The sequence below is a fragment of the Inquilinus sp. NPDC058860 genome (genome assembly GCF_042743185.1).
Taxonomy (GTDB): domain Bacteria; phylum Pseudomonadota; class Alphaproteobacteria; order DSM-16000; family Inquilinaceae; genus Inquilinus.
Map to the genome: position 1 here is coordinate 24,097 of NZ_JBHYMS010000039.1, position 15,200 is coordinate 39,296.

Below are 15,200 nucleotides of genomic sequence, written 5' to 3' on the forward strand. Positions count from 1 at the left end.
CGCAAGCTCTTCACCTCGGCGGGGACTGCACGGGTGCGGGCTGAAGGATCGGTCTGATCCGGGTCACCGCCTGGCGGGAGACGTCAGCCATGCCAAGGCCAGCAGCCCGCATGCCGCGGAGGCGGCCGAGGCGCCCAGAATACCCAGTTTGGCCGCGTTGAGCAGGCTGGAATCGAAGGCCAATTCGCCGATGAACAGGGCCATCGTGAAACCGATGCCGGTCAGGAGGGCGCCGGCTGCCAGCACGCTCCAAGACAGCTCGGGCGGGCGCACCGCAAATCGGAGGCCTACGGCCAGACAGCTGAAAGCGACCACGCCGATGGGTTTGCCGAACACGAAACCAGCGAAGATCGCGATTCCGAGGGTTCCGCCAATGTCTTCGGGGGAGATCGCCAGACCGGAATTCGCCAGCGCGAAGAGCGGCATGATCGTGAATGCCACCCAAGGGTGAAGGATGATCTCGAGGCGCTCGATGGGAGAGAGGGCTTCACGGGAAGCGATGCTTGCGCGGCGGAGATCGCGCCGGTCCGTCGTGTCTCCGCTCCAGCGGTTGCCCGGAGGATACGCCACCACACGATTTAGAATAGCGCGCAGGCGGTTGTCGCTCACCCAGCTGCGCGCCGGGGTCATCAGGCCCAGGACAAGGCCCGCGAGCGTAGGGTGGATGCCCGATGCGTCCAGGGCCAGCCAGATCGCTCCGCCGATTGCGAAATAGATCAGGAAGCTCCGGACGCCGAGGCGCGCGATCCCGGCCACGACCGCAAGTCCCAGCCCTGCCACTCCGAGCGCGGTCCAGTCCAAAGCGCCGCCATAGCCGATCGCAATCACCACAATGGCGCCGATGTCATCGAAGATCGCCAGCGACAGGAGAAACAGCCGCAAGCTGTGCGGAACGCGGGATCCAAGGACTGCGAGGCAGCCGATCACGAAGGCGGTATCGGTCGCCATGACGATGCCCCAGCCGTGGGCGCCCTTGCCGCCGCCCTCCAGCAACAGGAAGAGGCCCGCCGGCACGACCATTCCGCCAAGAGCCGCGGCGATGGACAGAGCGGCCATGCGCGGGTTGCGCAATTCTCCCAACACCATCTCGCGCTTCAGTTCGAGGGCGACGACGAAGAAGAACAGCGTCATCAGCCCATCGTTGATCCAGTGCTTCAACGAGCGGGAGAACTCAAAGCCGCCCAGCCGGAAGCCGGCCGGCATGTCCCACACAGTGAGAAACGGCGTCGACCAGGAGGAGTTGGAGAGAACCAGGGCCAGGAGGGCGCAGAGCAGCAAAACGGCACCGGCCGTCGCCTCGATGCGAAGGAACCTCGTGAACGGCTTGGTAAACCGGTCCACCGGTTCCTGTGGAAGCCGCTCAAGGCTGCGGTTCATGGTACGCGGACTTTCCTGATCGGTTCGTGCGGTCGTCCGTCGGTCGAAAATGCAAACTGCAGTTTGCGCGCGGCTTTGCCGCACAAGGTATGAAGCCGTCTGGCAGGGTGACCATCAGGATCAGTTGCCGACCGGCCGATCATTCCATCTCTTGTCGTTGTCGTCATTCGATCTGCAGTTCGAGGTCGGTTCGACAATGCGAGGGCTCGGGCAATGTCGTCATCATCACCGGGAGATCGGAATCTCCAGCCCATCAGGGGTCTCAAGGACAGCAGTGCCGATATCAGCGCATAGGGACTTCATCCGCGCCCTGATCGCCCGGTCCGTCTCGCCCTTTGCCAGACCGAGCGGGGAGGAATGGATATGGACCGGCACCAGCCGAAGCCGGCTGGGCCGATCACCCGCGATGTCCAGGAGAAAGACGAACGACCAGAACGTCCGGCGGAACGGGAACTTCCAGTAGTCGTCGATGAAGTTGCCGGTGTCGTAGAGGATGATGGCGCCGCGATGCCGCTCGACCGCTTGGACGACATGCGCGGAATGGCCGTGGATGATGTCGACGCCGCGCTCGATCGCGGCATGCGCGAACCGTTGGAAGCGCCGGCTCGGCGACAGGCGCATGTTCGGTCCCCAATGCAGCGACAGCAGGACGACGGCCGCGCCGGCGCGCCGCAGCGCATCGACAGAGCGGGCGACCCAATCGAGGCCAGCGGAGTCTTCCTTGAATTCGATGATATTCGTGCCCGGGCGATCGGCCCGGCGCCAAAGGCGCGCATGTTGTCGGTCGCCGCGAGCAGCCCGAGCTTCAATCCGGGCAGATTGAGCATGGCTGGAGCCGCTGCCTCGGCAGCGTTTCGCCCGGCACCTGCATATCGGATGCCGGCGGTGTCGAGGGCGGCCATGGTGTCGAGCAATCCGCGCTCATCGAAATCCAGCATGTGGTTGTTCGCCAGGCAGACGAAGCGGACGGCAGCGCAATCCAGGATGCGGACAGCCTCCGGATCAGCCCGGAAATGGAACATTTTCCAGCTTCGACGCCTGGTGGCAGTCGTGATCGGACTTTCGAGATTGGCCAGCACCGCGTCGGCCCGGCGGAGGGTGGGCAGGACATCGCCCCAGAACCATTCGGGCGGCCGGCGACGCAATTTTCGGCTCACGCCGCGCCCGAGCATCAGATCGCCCAAAAGCGCGAGTGTCGTTGTCCGAGCCATGTTCCCCCACCGCCGACGCACCCGACCGGCGACATCATGATTCGGAGGTCGGGCGAAGGGATCAACGTTGCGGAAACGAGCCGCAGGCGCCGCCTCGGGCTTTGCGAGGATGTGGAGATCGAGCCGGGCTGTCGGGTGCTCGACTGCCGGACAGCGAGAAGCACGCTGCCCGGGGCCGCGCATTCCCGATAAGAGCGGGTGGCGTAGCCGCCTAAGAGCAATACCTCATCCTCGCAGAACCGCTGGGAATGGGCAGCCTCGCGGACAGCGGCGATCATCTCAAGCGATCATCCGCCGCCGCTCATGCTGAACTCAGAACGCCTGCGCCGGCACGTAAACCGTGCGTTGCGGCGCCGTGACGTACGTCGTCGTTCCCGGCTGGGTGGTGACCACAGCGGACGGGACGGTCACCGCGACGGGGGTTGGCATCGGTCGCGTGTTGTTCACGCTGCATCCGGCAACGACAAACAGCGCCGGTGCGATCCACACAATGATCTTTATGGTATCGCGCATTGGGATATCTCCGGGTAGCGACGGCGTGAAATCACTCCGTGCCCATGGCAAATGGGAAAACATGGATTCTTGTTCCCAAGATTATCTGCCCAATCACTTCGACCGATTATTTCTTGATTCTTGTGCGCAATACGGAGGCCAACTGCCGCTTTGGTGAGGCGCCTTCGAAGGGCGTGGGGTCTCGAGGCCGACTGCACGGCAAGCTCTTGATTTCACGTGCTACAGAGGATCGTGACCGCGTCCAATCACACGCAGCGGATCGGAATGAGCAGTTTCCGACCCTACTTCCGCACGTCGCCGCCGGATACAGTCGAATCGGCTCGCAAGATGCTCGCCTGGACGCGAAGGGGAGTGGAGAGTTTCAAGGATGGCGCTGCGGCAGACGAGCCTGACTGAATTCTATCAATCTCGAATGCGTCGTTGCCTGACTCACCGAAAGCTAACCCAAGGAAATTTCTATATTATTCAGAAAGGGTAGTCTATGGCAGAACGTTTGGTTGACGTGTCGAACAGCAGGAAAACTGTTTTACACACCTATCCGATCACGATCGAGGGCACTGACCCTGCTCCGAATGACGGCCAGTACAGAGAGAAGGCACTGGAGGCGGCATCTCGCGCCCAACTGGTACCCGATGCCGAACTCAAGAGCTTGACCAGTAAGATGCATGTCGATCACGGCGGCGCACTGGCTGCATACGGTGATGACGGCGATGCCCAATCCCAAACGAAACAGGGTCTTGATCAAGCCATACGCGAACGTGCCTACTTTCTGTGGCAGCAGGAGAGCTCGCCGCACGGGCATGCCGTCGAATACTGGGACCGTGCACGTCAACAGCATCTTCGCGAGAGTGCTTACCTCCTCTGGCAGCAAGAGGGCTGTCCGGAAGGTCGGGCCGGCGAATACTGGCACAGGACTTGTGAATTTGAGAACTCCTCCGGAAAGATGGATTAATCTGAACCCGACGAAATGACGCTTGTCATGATGTGAATTGTAGCATCGCCAGCCAGGCGGCATCGGCGACCGTCGGAAAGCCGATGACGGTCAGCGTTCGCAGGTGCGCCACGCCGAACCGCGGGTCGAAGCCGCCGACGAGCGGCGCGTCGGCGAGGAGCGCGTCGAGATGCATCGGCACCTCGGGCACGGCGACCCGTTGCCGCCGGGTCAAGATGCAGGCGTGGAGATAGGAGAGCGTCTCGGCGTCGTCGAGCCAGGCCGCCTCGGGCACGAAGCCCTCGATCAGCTGCAGGATGCGGTCCGTGCGGTCGACGAAGCCGCGCAGCAGCTCCCACGGATCGACGCCGCCGCGGTCGCGGCCCTCGTAGAGTCAGGACTCGATCCGCGAGACCTCCTCGGCCGGCGGCAGCCAGACGGAGGTTATGACGTAGGCGCTCTCGCAATGGCCGCCCGCCTCCTCGAACTGCGCCTTCCGCTCGACGTCGACCGGGGCCGAGACCGGGTCGGGGAAACGGCTCTCCGGATAGCTCTCCGCCGGCTGCCGGCGGGCCTCCCTTCACCTTGCCGATCGGGATGCGGTCGGGGCGCAGGCGGAGCGGGGAGCGGACGAGATCGGATAGCGAGGCACGCCGTCCTCGGTGCGCAGCGCCACCAGGTTGGGTGCGGAGCATTGCAGCTCGCGGGTGTCCTGAATTCACCGTGCTGCGCTTCAACTTCTGCGGCATCGAGCATCGAGACCACGCTCAAAGGCATGCCGCTGGATTCCGCTCCGACGTAGTGGGCATGGCCTATCACTGCAAGCCATCCTCCCGCCACAAGGCCCGTCGATATGAGCAACGCGATTCTACCACCAGCTCAGCTTCAGCGGCTCGGCGGATCTATATCCCCTTCTGAGATGCTCGCCCACTTCCTCTTCTGGCACATCTAAGCGTAAGCAGCGATGATGTCGGCAGAACATGTGCCGTCCATTGACCAGGGTATTGACCCTATCCATGAGGACAATGGCCTGATCTGCAGGGCTATCCCAAACGGAGGTGCGGACCATGGCGGAAGAGCGCCTGCCCAGATTTGCCATCCTCATCGATGCCGACAACACCTCTCCCCGGATCGCCGGGGGGCTGTTCGAGGAGGTCGCCAAGTTCGGCGAGGCGAGCGTCCGGCGGATCTATGGCGACTTCTCGGGCCAGCGTCTGAAATCCTGGGCCGACATACTGCAGAAATACGCGATCGATCCGTACCAGCAGTTCGCCTACACGACGGGGAAGAATGCGTCCGACATCGCTCTCGTGATCGACGCCATGGATCTTCTGCACAGCGGACGGTTCGACGGCTTCTGCCTGGTCTCCTCCGACAGCGACTTCACCCGCCTGGCGTCCCGCCTGCGCGAGCAGGGGGCCGATGTCTACGGCTTCGGCGAGCAGAAGACGCCCGAAAGCTTCCGGCAGGCGTGCCGCAGGTTCATCTACACTGAGAACCTGCTGCCAGAGGCTCAGGTTTCGACGCCCGAGGACGGGCCTGGACCGCTCCAGCCTCCCGGCGCGGCCGTTCCGATCCTGAACAAGGCCATCGCGCAGATGGAGACCGAGGACGGCTGGGTGGGACTGGGCGCCGTGGGGCAGCGCCTCGCCAACATCGCCTCCGACTTCGATCCGCGCACCTACGGCTATCGGAAGCTCAGCGATCTGGTGCGGAAGACCGAAGCATTCGATCTCGATCAGCCGGAGGGCCGGGCGATGCGGATCAGGCCGCGGCCGACACCGCCGTCCAGGAATTCCGCCGCGGCGGCGGCTGGAGCCCGGCGCGGCCGAGGCCGGACATCCAAGCAGTGAGACCATCCGGTCGGCAGACGCCTGCCGCCGGCCGCGTTCCAATTGCCCATCCTAGCGGCTTAAAATCGCCGGTCGCCGTTCACATATCTGCTCGGTCGACCTAGGTTTGTTCGGCCAGCTCTCAATGCGCGTGATCGAGCGCCGAACCCAGCTTTCCGCACCTTTCGAAATTTGAGCGACGCTGCTGTGGAGCGCTGTTTGTCGTCTGCATTGCTCTCGACAATTCTCACGGACACCGCTTGGCGGTTCATGGGGCAGACATGCCAAGCAATCGCGACCCGAAGCCCGTGACGGCACAGTCACGCCTGCCGCTCGACGCCCGCCGATGCGGCGCTGCGTCGGCACCGCGGTCAACGACGCTCCAGCACCAGTGACCAAGGAGCCCGAGTATGTGGATGCCCCTCTGAGCGGGCGAAACACGCTTCGGATGAACTGGCAGTCCATTTATCCCGTTGAGTCACCATTGGGACCATCAACCTGAATGGCGGTGCGCTGCATTTCGCTGCAACGGGATCCGGCTTCCAAGGAGGCCGACATTGACTGAAGAGTGCAAGCCTAGCCGGAACCTGGTCGAGGCCGGGGCGCAGCTACGGGCCGAGGTGGCCCGCTTCCGGACGCCGAGCCTGCCGAGGGCGGTCTGGCAGCTGGCCTCGACACTCGTCGGCTTTGTCGCGGTCTGCACGGCGATGTATGCCAGCTTCGGGGTGTCGTACTGGCTGACGCTCGGGTTGGCCGTGATCGCCGCCGGCTTCACTGTTCGCCTCTTCATCATCCAGCATGATTGCGGGCACTCGTCGTTCTTTGCCTCACGCCGCGCCAACATCGTGCTCGGCCGCCTGTGCGGCCTGATCACCTTCACGCCCTTCGCGAACTGGCGCCGCCAACATGCGGGGCACCACGCCGTCTGGAACAATCTCGACCGGCGGGACAGCGGGGTGGATATCTATTCGACCTGCCTGACCGTCGCGGAATACCAGGCCCTGGCTCCGCGCCGCCGCCTTCTGTATCGGCTGAGCCGCCATCCGGTGGTCACCGGGCTGCTGCTGCCGCCGCTGGTCTTCCTGCTGCTCTACCGGATTCCTTTCGACACGCCGAAGGACTGGCGCCGGGAACGGTTGTCGGTCCATGCCACAAACGCCGGCATCGCCGGTCTCCTTGGCGGCCTCGGGCTGCTCCTGGGGTTCGAACGCGTGCTGCTGGTCCAGCTGCCGATCATGGTGATCGCGTCGATCATCGGCGTCTGGCTGTTCACGGTCCAGCATCGCTTCGAAGAGACGCTGTGGCAGCGGGACGCCGATTGGACGTTCGGCGCAGCCTCGCTGCAGGGGTCATCGTATCTGAAGCTGCCGCGGATCCTGCAGTGGTTCACCGGCAACATCGGCTTCCATCACATCCACCATCTCAACCCGCGCATCCCCAACTACCGCCTGCCGGCCTGCCACGCCGCGATCCAGGAGCTGCACGCCGTGCCGAGCCTGAGCCTGTGGGATGCCCTGCGCGCACCGTTCTTCGCGCTCTGGGACGAGCAGCGGCAGCGGATGGTGGCCTTCCCGAGCAGTCCTCATCAAATGCTGCCCGAGAAACAGAATATGCCCTCAATGGGCAATGAGGGAGCTGCTGGCAACCAGAACAGAATGGGATCGTTGCAACGGTCGTGCGACATCAGGAATCCGTGAATATAGCGGATACACGGATGGCGCTGGCTTGCCGGGCCGGTTCGAGCGGCAGCCTGGAAGGCCGGTGGCCGCAGACCGGAGCGGCGGCGCTCCGAATGGCGCCAACCGCTTCGGGAGCATCTAGGATGTGAATCGGCACCAGGTCGCGACACTCCGAATTGTGGATCGGCGCCAGGTCGCGCCCCTCAATATCATGAAATATCAGGTACTTACCGCGCCGATCGGCGCCGAGACCCCATGCCGATCGACAGCCAGGCCGAACCATAGGCCTTCCGGGTGTTGGCCGACAGCGAGGCTTCGACCAGTGAACGGCGGACCTGATCGTGCTGCGGCGCGAATCTGGTCAGAAGGTCGTGGAAAAGCGTGGTTGCGGGGACATGCAGCCAACGATTCTTGCGACTGATTCAGGGCAGAATCCCACGGCTCGCAGCTTAGCCATTGATCAACGATCGGACGCCCGCTGAAGAATCAGGGGCAGGATGCCTCCGGCCGTCAGAATCTCGATCTCGAGTGACGTCTCGATGGCTGCGACCGCCTCAAAAGCTTCGCATTCCCCAGTCGAACGGATGAGACGGATAGGAATCCGCCCCCGCGGTTGGACCTTGTCAGGCGAAGCATTGATCTCGATCACGTCTCCCGGTATCAGCGCCAGCGCTTCCGGCCGCCGATCGGCCTGCAGCCGCAGCGGTAGGACGCCCATGCCGATCAGGTTGGAGCGGTGGATGCGCTCAAAGCCAAGCGCCAGCACCGCCCGCACGCCGAGCAGCGCCGCGCCCTTGGCCGCCCAGTCCCGCGACGACCCCATGCCGTAGCGCTCGCCCGCCATGATGACGACGCTCTCCCCCTCCTCCGCATAGCGTTCGGCGGCGCGCCACAGGGGCAAGGCCTCGCCCGATCCGGCATGGATCGTCGAGCCGGGGGCGATCCCCGGGGCCAGCAGGTTGCGGACGCTGCGGTTGGTGAACAGGCCGCGCAGCATCACCTGCCAGTTGCCCCGGCGCGCGGCGAAGACGTTGAGGTCGCACCGGTCCTCGCCACGCGCGACCAGATGCTCCGCCGCCTCGCTGTCCGCCGGGATCTGCCCGGCCGGGGAGATGTGGTCGGTGGTGATGTCGTCGCTGAGCACGATAAGGGAATGCGCGCGGTAGCTGCCCAACCGCGTGCCCGTGCCGAAGCCGGCGAAGGGCGGCCGGCGGATATAGGTCGACGCCTCGTCCCAGGGGAAGAGCGGCGTCTCGGGCGCGTCGAGCCGCGCCCAACTCTCGCTTGCCTCGGCCCGGTCGTAGGATGCGGCATAGTCGGCAGGGTCGACGGCGGAGGCGAGGGCCGCGTCGATCTCCTCCCCCGTCGGCCAGAGATCGGCGAGCCGGATCCCGGTGCCGTCGGCGGTGCGGCCGATCGGATCCGCGAGGATGTCCCGGTTCACGTCGCCGGCCAGGGCGAAGGCGACGACCAGCGGCGGCGAGGCCAGGAACCCGGCTTCCAGCTGCGGATGGACCCGACCCGGGAAGTTGCGGTTGCCGGAGAGGACGGCGACCGGGAGGATGCCGCGCCCTTCCATCGCCTGCTCGATCGCGGGCGTGAGCGGCCCGGAATTGCCGATGCAGGTGGTGCAGCCATAGCCGACGATGCCGAAGCCGACGGCTTCGAGATCCTCCAGCAGGCCCGCCCGGCGAAGATAGCGCTCTGCCGTCGGCGATCCCGGCGCCAGCGAGGTCTTCACCCAGGCCGGCGGCATCAGGCCGAAGCCCCGCGCCTTGCGAGCCAGCAGGCCGGCGGCGACGACGAGGCGCGGATCGGAGGTGTTGGTGCAGCTGGTGATCGCAGCGACGGCGACCGCCCCGTCGCCCGGCTCCCCGGCCGTCTGGACGCCGGAACGCCCGGACAGCATCGGGGCCAGAGCCGGGACGGTGCCTCCTGCCGGGATCCGGTCCTGCGGCCGGCGCGGGCCGGCCAGGCTGACCTCGATCTCACGCAAATCGAGCTCGATTACCTCGGTGTAGCGCGGCGTCGCCGCCGGGTCCAACCAGAGGCCCTGGCGCCGGGCATAGTCCTCGACGAGGCGGACCTGGTCCTCCGTCCGGCCGGTGCCGCGCAGATAGCGCAGCGTCTGTTCGTCGATCGGGAAGTAGCCGGAATTGCCGCCGAACTCCGGCGTCATGTTGGCGACCACGGCACGGTCGCCCGCCGACAGTGTCGCGACGCCGGGGCCGAAGAACTCGACGAAGCGGTCGGCGAGGTCGATCCGCCGCAGCCGCTCGGTGACGGTCAACGCCAGGTCGGTGGCCAGCACGCCCGGCCTCAGCCGGCCGGTCAGCCGGACGCCGACGACATCGGGCACCCGCATCATCACCGGCATGCCGAAGAACACGCTTTCGGCCTCCAGCCCGCCGACGCCCCAGGCCAGCACGCCGATGCCGTTGACCATCGGCGTGTGGCTGTCGGTGCCGATCAGGGTGTCGGGCATGGCCCAGGCAACGCCGTCGCGCTCGACAGTGGTCACCACCGTCGCCAGCCGCTCCAGGTTCAGCGTGTGCATGATGCCGGTGCCGGGCGGATGCACGCGGACGCCGGAGAGCGCCTTGGTCGCCCATTTCATGAAGCGGTAGCGCTCGGCGTTGCGGCCGAGCTCGCGCTCCATGTTCCGCCACATTGCGTCGGGCGCGCCGAACACGTCGACGGCGAGAGAATGATCTGTGGAGACATCGACCGGCAGGACCGGATTCAGCCGACGCGGGTCCCCGCCGGCCTCGACCAGGGCCGAACGCATCCCGGCGATGTCGACGAGGGCCGGGCCGCAGGTGGTGTCATGCATAAGCACGCGGCCCGGCAGGAACGGAATCTCCTCATCGCTCCACCCGGTGCCGAGCCAGGCGAGGATCGCCGCCGCCGCGCGCGGTGCATCCTCGCCCGCATGGCGCAGCACGTTCTCCAGCAGGATGCGGTGGATGGTGGGCAACCGGTCGAGATCGGCGCCGGCCGCTTCGCGCAGATCGACGATCCGATAGCGGCGGCCGCCCGAGATCAGCGATGCGGCTGCGGTCATCATGGTCACGCACGGATCTCCCGGATTTCGGCCTGCTCCTCTGGCGTGGTCGCCATGCGGGCAAACCACGTCATCAGGAACGACAGGAACAGGAGGCCGCTGAGGAACAGCAGCCCGCCATAGGCGCTGCCGGTCCAGTCCTTGATGGTGCCGATGGCGTAGGGCCCGGCGAAGCCGCCGAGATTGCCGATCGAGTTGATGGCCGCGATCGAGATCGCCGCGGTCGACCGGGTCAGGAACAGGCCGGGCAGCGACCAGAAGGGCGACTTGAAGGCGTAGATCCCGGCCAGCGCGACCGAGATCAACCCTAGAGCGATGGAGGGCTGAACCACCAGCCCCGTGGCCGCGAGCGCGACGGCGCCGACCAGCAGCGGCAGGGCGGAATGCTTCTGGCGCTCGCCCGTGCGGTCGGAGCTGCGGGACCAGAGAACCATGGCGACGGTCGCGAAGGCATAGGGCACCATCGCGATCAGCCCGATCTCGAAATTGCTCAGCCCCGAGGACAGGCCCTTGATGATCTGCGGCATCCACAGGCCGATGCCGAGATTGCCGACCTGGTAGATGAAGTAGATCACCGACAGGAACAGCACCTTGCCGTTGGTGATCGCGGCCATGACACCGAGATGCTGCACATTCGGCCGCGCCGCGTGGTCCTTCCGCAGCTCACCGACCAGCCATGCCCGCTGCTCGGGCGAGAGCCATTTCGCCTGCTCCGGCCGGTCGGTCATGATGAAATAGTTGGCCACACCGGCGATGATCGCGGGCGCCCCTTCGAGGACCAGCATCCAGCGCCAGCCGCTCAGGCCGAAGCCGGACACGTGGTCCATGATCCAGGTGCTGAGTGGCGCCCCCAGAAGGTAGGAGACCGGGATTGCCGCGGTGAACAGCGCGACGGTGGTGGCCTGCTCCTTGGTCCGGAACCAATAGGTCAGATAGACGATGATGCCCGGGAAGAAGCCGGCTTCCGCAACGCCGAGCAGGAAGCGCAGGACGTAGAGCTGCGTCGCGGTCTGCGCGAAGCCGGTCGCGGCGGCGATGACGCCCCAGGTGATCAGGATCCGCGAGATCCAAAGGCGCGCCCCGAACCGGTTGAGCGCCATGTTGCTCGGCACCTCGAATAGGAAGTAGCCGATGAAGAAGATCCCGGCCGCGAAGCCGAACGCCTCGCTGGTCAGCGCCAGTTCGTGGTTCATCTCGAGGGCGGCGTAACCGATATTGGCGCGGTCCAGATAGGAGATGACGTAGAGCCCGAAGCAGTAAGGGATGATGCGCCAGAAGACCTTGCGCATCGTGGCATTCTCGAGAGCGTCAGTCGCCGCGGCGGCCATGGCCATCCTCCCTGGGTTCCTCGGATGCGAGAGCGGTCAAGTTCACCCGGCCGCTGCGTCGGCCGGTGCCGCATGCCGAACCTACTTTGCATTATATGATATAAAATTCAATATGGGATTCAGGAATCCTGAACGGCCCGGGATCAGCCGAGCTGCGGGCTCTTGATCGCGCTGGCGCCCTCGATATGGATGCGCAGGAAATCGGCAGCCTCCTGCCGCAACCCCTTCTCCAGCAGGGTCAGGATGTGCAGGTGCTCGCGGCACTGCAGCGGCAGCCGTGCCCGGTCGATGGTGATGCGATACTCGATCAGCCGCCGCAGCCGGTTCACCCGCCGCACCGACTCGACGAAGAAGTCGTTGCGGGAGCAGCCGACCAGCATCTCGTGGAAGCCGGAATTGGCGCGAAAGAGATCGTTGCGCGTCGCCCGCTTGTAGCCGCCGTCGAGCAGCCATTGCTGCTCCTCGCGAGCGATGCGGAAGGCCTTCTCGTCGATTGCGAAGCCGGGCAGCAGCAAGGCCTGCGACTCGACCGCCGCCCGGAACTGGTAGCCCTGCTCATAGGCGGCGCGCGAGGTCAGGATCGGCCGGAAGGCCCAGCCGTTGCCGGGCAGGCGCTCGATCCAGCCCTCCTCCGCGATTTTGTTTAGGATTTTGAGAAGGACGCTGCGCGACAATCCGTAGAGCCGCATCAGCTCGCTTTCGCTGATCCGGTCGGGCAGCTTGCCGGCCAGCCGGTCCTCGGCGATGGCGAAATAGCGCTCGTCCTCCGGCTCATCCTTCCGTAGATCGCCGAGATCCTCTTCGTGCTCCAGCTCCTGCGCGCCCTTCACCAGAAAGTAGCCGCGGTTGGGTTCGGAGCGGACGATCCCCATCCCTTCGAGCACCCGAAGTGCGGCGTTCACCGGCGCCCGCGAGACACGGAAGGCGTCGGCCAACGCCTGGCCGGGCAGGTGCTGGTCAGGCTGCAAATTGTGCTCACGAATATGGCCGATGATCCGGGCCGTCATCTGGGGCGAGAGGCTGGGCCTGGCCATTCCTGCAAACCTCGATCGAACGCCGCCCCGTCAATGGGCAAGGTCTGGCGATGCTTCGCACAGCCCCGCCGGCCGGGCAATTGCCAGCATCGGATAATTGTGGTTCTTTGATATAAAATTCAATCCTGAGCGATGCCGAAACCGATGACCGATCCGCAATCCTATCTCACCTATGTCGGGGCCCGCACGTCGAGGGAGCGCTATGCCCGCGGCAACGGGCTGAACGTCTACCGCGTCGACGCGGAAACGGGCGCCTGGACGCATCTCCAGCTCGTGCCCGACTTGGTGAACCCGTCCTTCCTCGCCTTCGATCGGACACAGCGCTTCCTCTACACGGTCCACGGCGACTCGACCGAGATCAGCGCCTTCGCGATCGACCCGGAGACCGGCGAGCTCCGCTTCGTCAACCGGCAGAGCACCGAAGGCAAGAACCCGGTGCATCTGGCGGTCGATCCCACCAACCGCTTCGTCGTCGTGGCCAACCACGTCACCTCGACAATCGCTCTCCTGCCACGCCACGACGACGGATCGCTCGGCGCCGCCGTCGACCTGGTGACGCTCGAAGGCAGGATCGGCCCGCACCGGGTCGAGCAGCCCTTCGCCAAGCCGCACCAGGTCGAGTTCGATCCGTCCGGCCGATTCATCGTGGTGCCGGACAAGGGGCTGGATCGCCTCTTCACCTACCGGATCGATCCGGAGACGGCGAAGCTCCTGCCGGCCGCGCCGCAGGTGAAGGCACGCGAGGGGGCGGGTCCGCGCCACGTCGCCTTCCACCCGCAGGGCCCTTGGGCCTATGTGATCAACGAGCTCGATTCCACCGTCACCGCCTACCGCTTCGACCGCGGGACGGGCGCGCTGCAGCCCTTTCAGCTCCTCTCCGCCCTGCCCGACAGCTTCGCCGGCAACAGCCGCGCCTCGGAGATCGCGGTCTCGGCGGACGGCCGCTTCCTCTTCGTCTCGAACCGCGGCCACGACAGCATCGCGGTCTTTGCCGTCGAGGCGGCGAGCGGTCGGCTCTCGCCCAAGGCCTGGCAGGCCAGCGAAGGGCGGACGCCGCGCTTCTTCGCCCTCGATCCGGCGCAGCGCTTTCTCCACGTCGCCAACGAGGACAGCGACACGATCGTCACGTTCCGTTTCGATGCGGCCTCCGGAGAGGTCAGGCCGACCGGGCAGTCCCAGCGCGTCGGCAGTCCTGTCTGCATTGTGTTCAAGCCTGTGGCGTGAGGCCGTTCAGCGTCACGCCGTCTTCGGAAAGCCGTAGAGCGTCACGGGATTGCCGACGAGGATGCGGTGCCAGATCTCATCCGACCCGGCCCATTCCGCGGCGAGGTCTAAGAGGAGCGCGTCGTCGGGGGTGCCGTAGGCACCCTTCGACGGATGGGGCCAATCAGACCCCCACAGGACACGCTCCGGCGCCGCCTCGATGTACGCCCGGGCGACCTGGCCGACATCGGAATAGCTCGGCGGGCCAATCTTCGTGTCCTGGTACAGGCTCGAGATCTTGACCCAGGCCCTGCCCTCTCCGAGCAGCCGGTTGATGACGGCGAAGGCCGGGTGCTTCATGCCGTCCGGCTGAGGGATCCGCCCGAGATGGTCGAAGACGACGGGCACGGGCAGGCGCCCGAACAGCGTCGCGTTCTCGGCGATGCCATCTGCCGCCATGTGAACCTGGACATGCCATCCGAAATCGGCGATGCGCCGGGCCAGCGGCTCGATCATTTCGACTGTGGTCGCGCCGGCCCGCGCGATGTTGAAGCGGATGCCGCGAACGCCGCGGTCGTTCAGCCGCTTCAGCTCGGCGTCGGTGACAGAGGTGTCGACCACGGCGACCCCGCGCACCGTGTCGCCGAGCTGGGCCATGGCGTCGAGCGTGCAGGAATTGTCGGTGCCATAGGTGGACGGCGTCACGATAATGCCGCGCTCGACACCCAGTCGCTGCCGCAGCCGCAGATACTCGGAGGCCAAGGCATCCGGCGGCTTGAGGCTGGCATTCGGGGCCGCCGAGAAGCGCGCGTTGTAGATGTGGAAATGGCAATCGCAGGCGTGGGCCGGCGCCTTGTGCTTCGGATGCTCCGTGCCGGCCGTGTAGGGGATCGGCTCCTCTCCGGCGGCAGCCTGTACGGAGAGAGCACTGGAGAAAACGAGGCCCGCCGCGGTCCCCTGAAGCAATCCCCGGCGGCTGATCCAAGAGGCGCCGATCCTGGCCATGGTGATGTCCTCCATGCGTTTCG

The 15,200-nt window shown here is 65.6% G+C and carries 11 protein-coding genes and 3 pseudogenes; 4 read left to right on the forward strand and 10 right to left on the reverse strand.

Annotation, left to right across the window (positions count from 1 at the left end):
* Window positions 1-63: 63 nt before the first annotated feature.
* From nhaA to ACFW16_RS23695, 4 genes and pseudogenes are all read right to left on the reverse strand, one after another.
* Entirely contained in the window at window positions 64-1,377 is a 1,314-nt protein-coding gene (gene nhaA / locus ACFW16_RS23680; protein ID WP_380309637.1) for a Na+/H+ antiporter NhaA, read from the reverse strand.
* A gap of 225 nt (window positions 1,378-1,602) precedes the next feature.
* Window positions 1,603-2,250, reverse strand: a complete 648-nt coding sequence (locus tag ACFW16_RS23685) for a CapA family protein (RefSeq protein ID WP_380309732.1) — start codon at window positions 2,248-2,250, stop codon at window positions 1,603-1,605.
* Window positions 2,163-2,771: pseudogene (locus ACFW16_RS23690) on the reverse strand (CapA family protein); the annotation flags it as partial. The gene ACFW16_RS23685 and the pseudogene ACFW16_RS23690, both read right to left, overlap by 88 nt.
* A 129-nt stretch (window positions 2,772-2,900) precedes the next feature.
* Window positions 2,901-3,101, reverse strand: coding sequence for a hypothetical protein (locus ACFW16_RS23695; RefSeq protein WP_380309639.1), 201 nt, complete (start codon window positions 3,099-3,101; stop codon window positions 2,901-2,903).
* A 481-nt stretch (window positions 3,102-3,582) separates the two neighbouring features.
* Here ACFW16_RS23695 and ACFW16_RS23700 point away from each other — a divergent pair, with 481 nt between their 5' ends.
* Entirely contained in the window at window positions 3,583-4,053 is a 471-nt protein-coding gene (locus ACFW16_RS23700) for a DUF2934 domain-containing protein (RefSeq protein ID WP_380309641.1), read from the forward strand.
* A gap of 70 nt (window positions 4,054-4,123) precedes the next feature.
* On the opposite strand, the pseudogene ACFW16_RS23705 reads toward ACFW16_RS23700, so the two are convergent.
* Both ACFW16_RS23705 and ACFW16_RS23710 read right to left on the reverse strand, forming a co-directional pair.
* Window positions 4,124-4,609: pseudogene (locus ACFW16_RS23705) on the reverse strand (conjugal transfer protein TrbE); the annotation flags it as partial.
* Window positions 4,608-4,750 (reverse strand): annotated as a pseudogene (locus ACFW16_RS23710) (ATPase, T2SS/T4P/T4SS family); the annotation flags it as partial. The pseudogenes ACFW16_RS23705 and ACFW16_RS23710, both read right to left, overlap by 2 nt.
* A gap of 349 nt (window positions 4,751-5,099) precedes the next feature.
* Between ACFW16_RS23710 and ACFW16_RS23715 the strand changes: the two are divergent.
* On the forward strand, window positions 5,100-5,885 hold the full coding sequence (locus tag ACFW16_RS23715; RefSeq protein ID WP_380309643.1) for an NYN domain-containing protein: 786 nt from the start codon (window positions 5,100-5,102) through the stop codon (window positions 5,883-5,885).
* A 536-nt stretch (window positions 5,886-6,421) separates the two neighbouring features.
* Complete coding sequence (locus ACFW16_RS23720) at window positions 6,422-7,561, forward strand: fatty acid desaturase family protein (protein ID WP_380309645.1); 1,140 nt, start codon at window positions 6,422-6,424, stop codon at window positions 7,559-7,561.
* Window positions 7,562-8,003: 442 nt separating this feature from the next.
* Here ACFW16_RS23720 and acnA read toward each other — a convergent pair whose 3' ends face one another.
* The 3 genes from acnA to ACFW16_RS23735 form a co-directional block, all read right to left on the reverse strand.
* Window positions 8,004-10,610: an aconitate hydratase AcnA gene (gene acnA / locus ACFW16_RS23725; RefSeq protein ID WP_380309734.1), complete on the reverse strand. Its 2,607-nt coding sequence runs from the start codon at window positions 10,608-10,610 to the stop codon at window positions 8,004-8,006.
* A gap of 2 nt (window positions 10,611-10,612) precedes the next feature.
* Complete coding sequence (locus ACFW16_RS23730) at window positions 10,613-11,935, reverse strand: MFS transporter (protein WP_380309647.1); 1,323 nt, start codon at window positions 11,933-11,935, stop codon at window positions 10,613-10,615.
* 143 nt (window positions 11,936-12,078) lie between these two features.
* Complete coding sequence (locus ACFW16_RS23735) at window positions 12,079-12,969, reverse strand: GntR family transcriptional regulator (RefSeq protein WP_380309649.1); 891 nt, start codon at window positions 12,967-12,969, stop codon at window positions 12,079-12,081.
* Window positions 12,970-13,113: 144 nt separating this feature from the next.
* On the opposite strand from ACFW16_RS23735, the gene ACFW16_RS23740 reads away from it, so the two are divergent.
* On the forward strand, window positions 13,114-14,193 hold the full coding sequence (locus tag ACFW16_RS23740; RefSeq protein WP_380309651.1) for a lactonase family protein: 1,080 nt from the start codon (window positions 13,114-13,116) through the stop codon (window positions 14,191-14,193).
* Window positions 14,194-14,205: 12 nt separating this feature from the next.
* On the opposite strand, the gene ACFW16_RS23745 is transcribed toward ACFW16_RS23740, so the two are convergent.
* Window positions 14,206-15,177, reverse strand: a complete 972-nt coding sequence (locus tag ACFW16_RS23745) for an amidohydrolase family protein (RefSeq protein ID WP_380309653.1) — start codon at window positions 15,175-15,177, stop codon at window positions 14,206-14,208.
* Window positions 15,178-15,200 lie beyond the last annotated feature (23 nt).

What these genes read in the sequence shown, in the direction of transcription:
- ACFW16_RS23740 (WP_380309651.1), top strand. Translation starts at nt 13,114, where the DNA reads ATGACCGATCCGCAATCCTATCTCACCTATGTCGGGGCCCGCACGTCG.
- ACFW16_RS23730 (WP_380309647.1), bottom strand. Translation starts at nt 11,935, where the DNA reads ATGGCCGCCGCGGCGACTGACGCTCTCGAGAATGCCACGATGCGCAAG.
- nhaA (WP_380309637.1), bottom strand. Translation starts at nt 1,377, where the DNA reads ATGAACCGCAGCCTTGAGCGGCTTCCACAGGAACCGGTGGACCGGTTT.
- acnA (WP_380309734.1), bottom strand. Translation starts at nt 10,610, where the DNA reads ATGATGACCGCAGCCGCATCGCTGATCTCGGGCGGCCGCCGCTATCGG.
- ACFW16_RS23745 (WP_380309653.1), bottom strand. Translation starts at nt 15,177, where the DNA reads ATGGCCAGGATCGGCGCCTCTTGGATCAGCCGCCGGGGATTGCTTCAG.
- ACFW16_RS23700 (WP_380309641.1), top strand. Translation starts at nt 3,583, where the DNA reads ATGGCAGAACGTTTGGTTGACGTGTCGAACAGCAGGAAAACTGTTTTA.
- ACFW16_RS23735 (WP_380309649.1), bottom strand. Translation starts at nt 12,969, where the DNA reads ATGGCCAGGCCCAGCCTCTCGCCCCAGATGACGGCCCGGATCATCGGC.
- ACFW16_RS23695 (WP_380309639.1), bottom strand. Translation starts at nt 3,101, where the DNA reads ATGCGCGATACCATAAAGATCATTGTGTGGATCGCACCGGCGCTGTTT.
- ACFW16_RS23715 (WP_380309643.1), top strand. Translation starts at nt 5,100, where the DNA reads ATGGCGGAAGAGCGCCTGCCCAGATTTGCCATCCTCATCGATGCCGAC.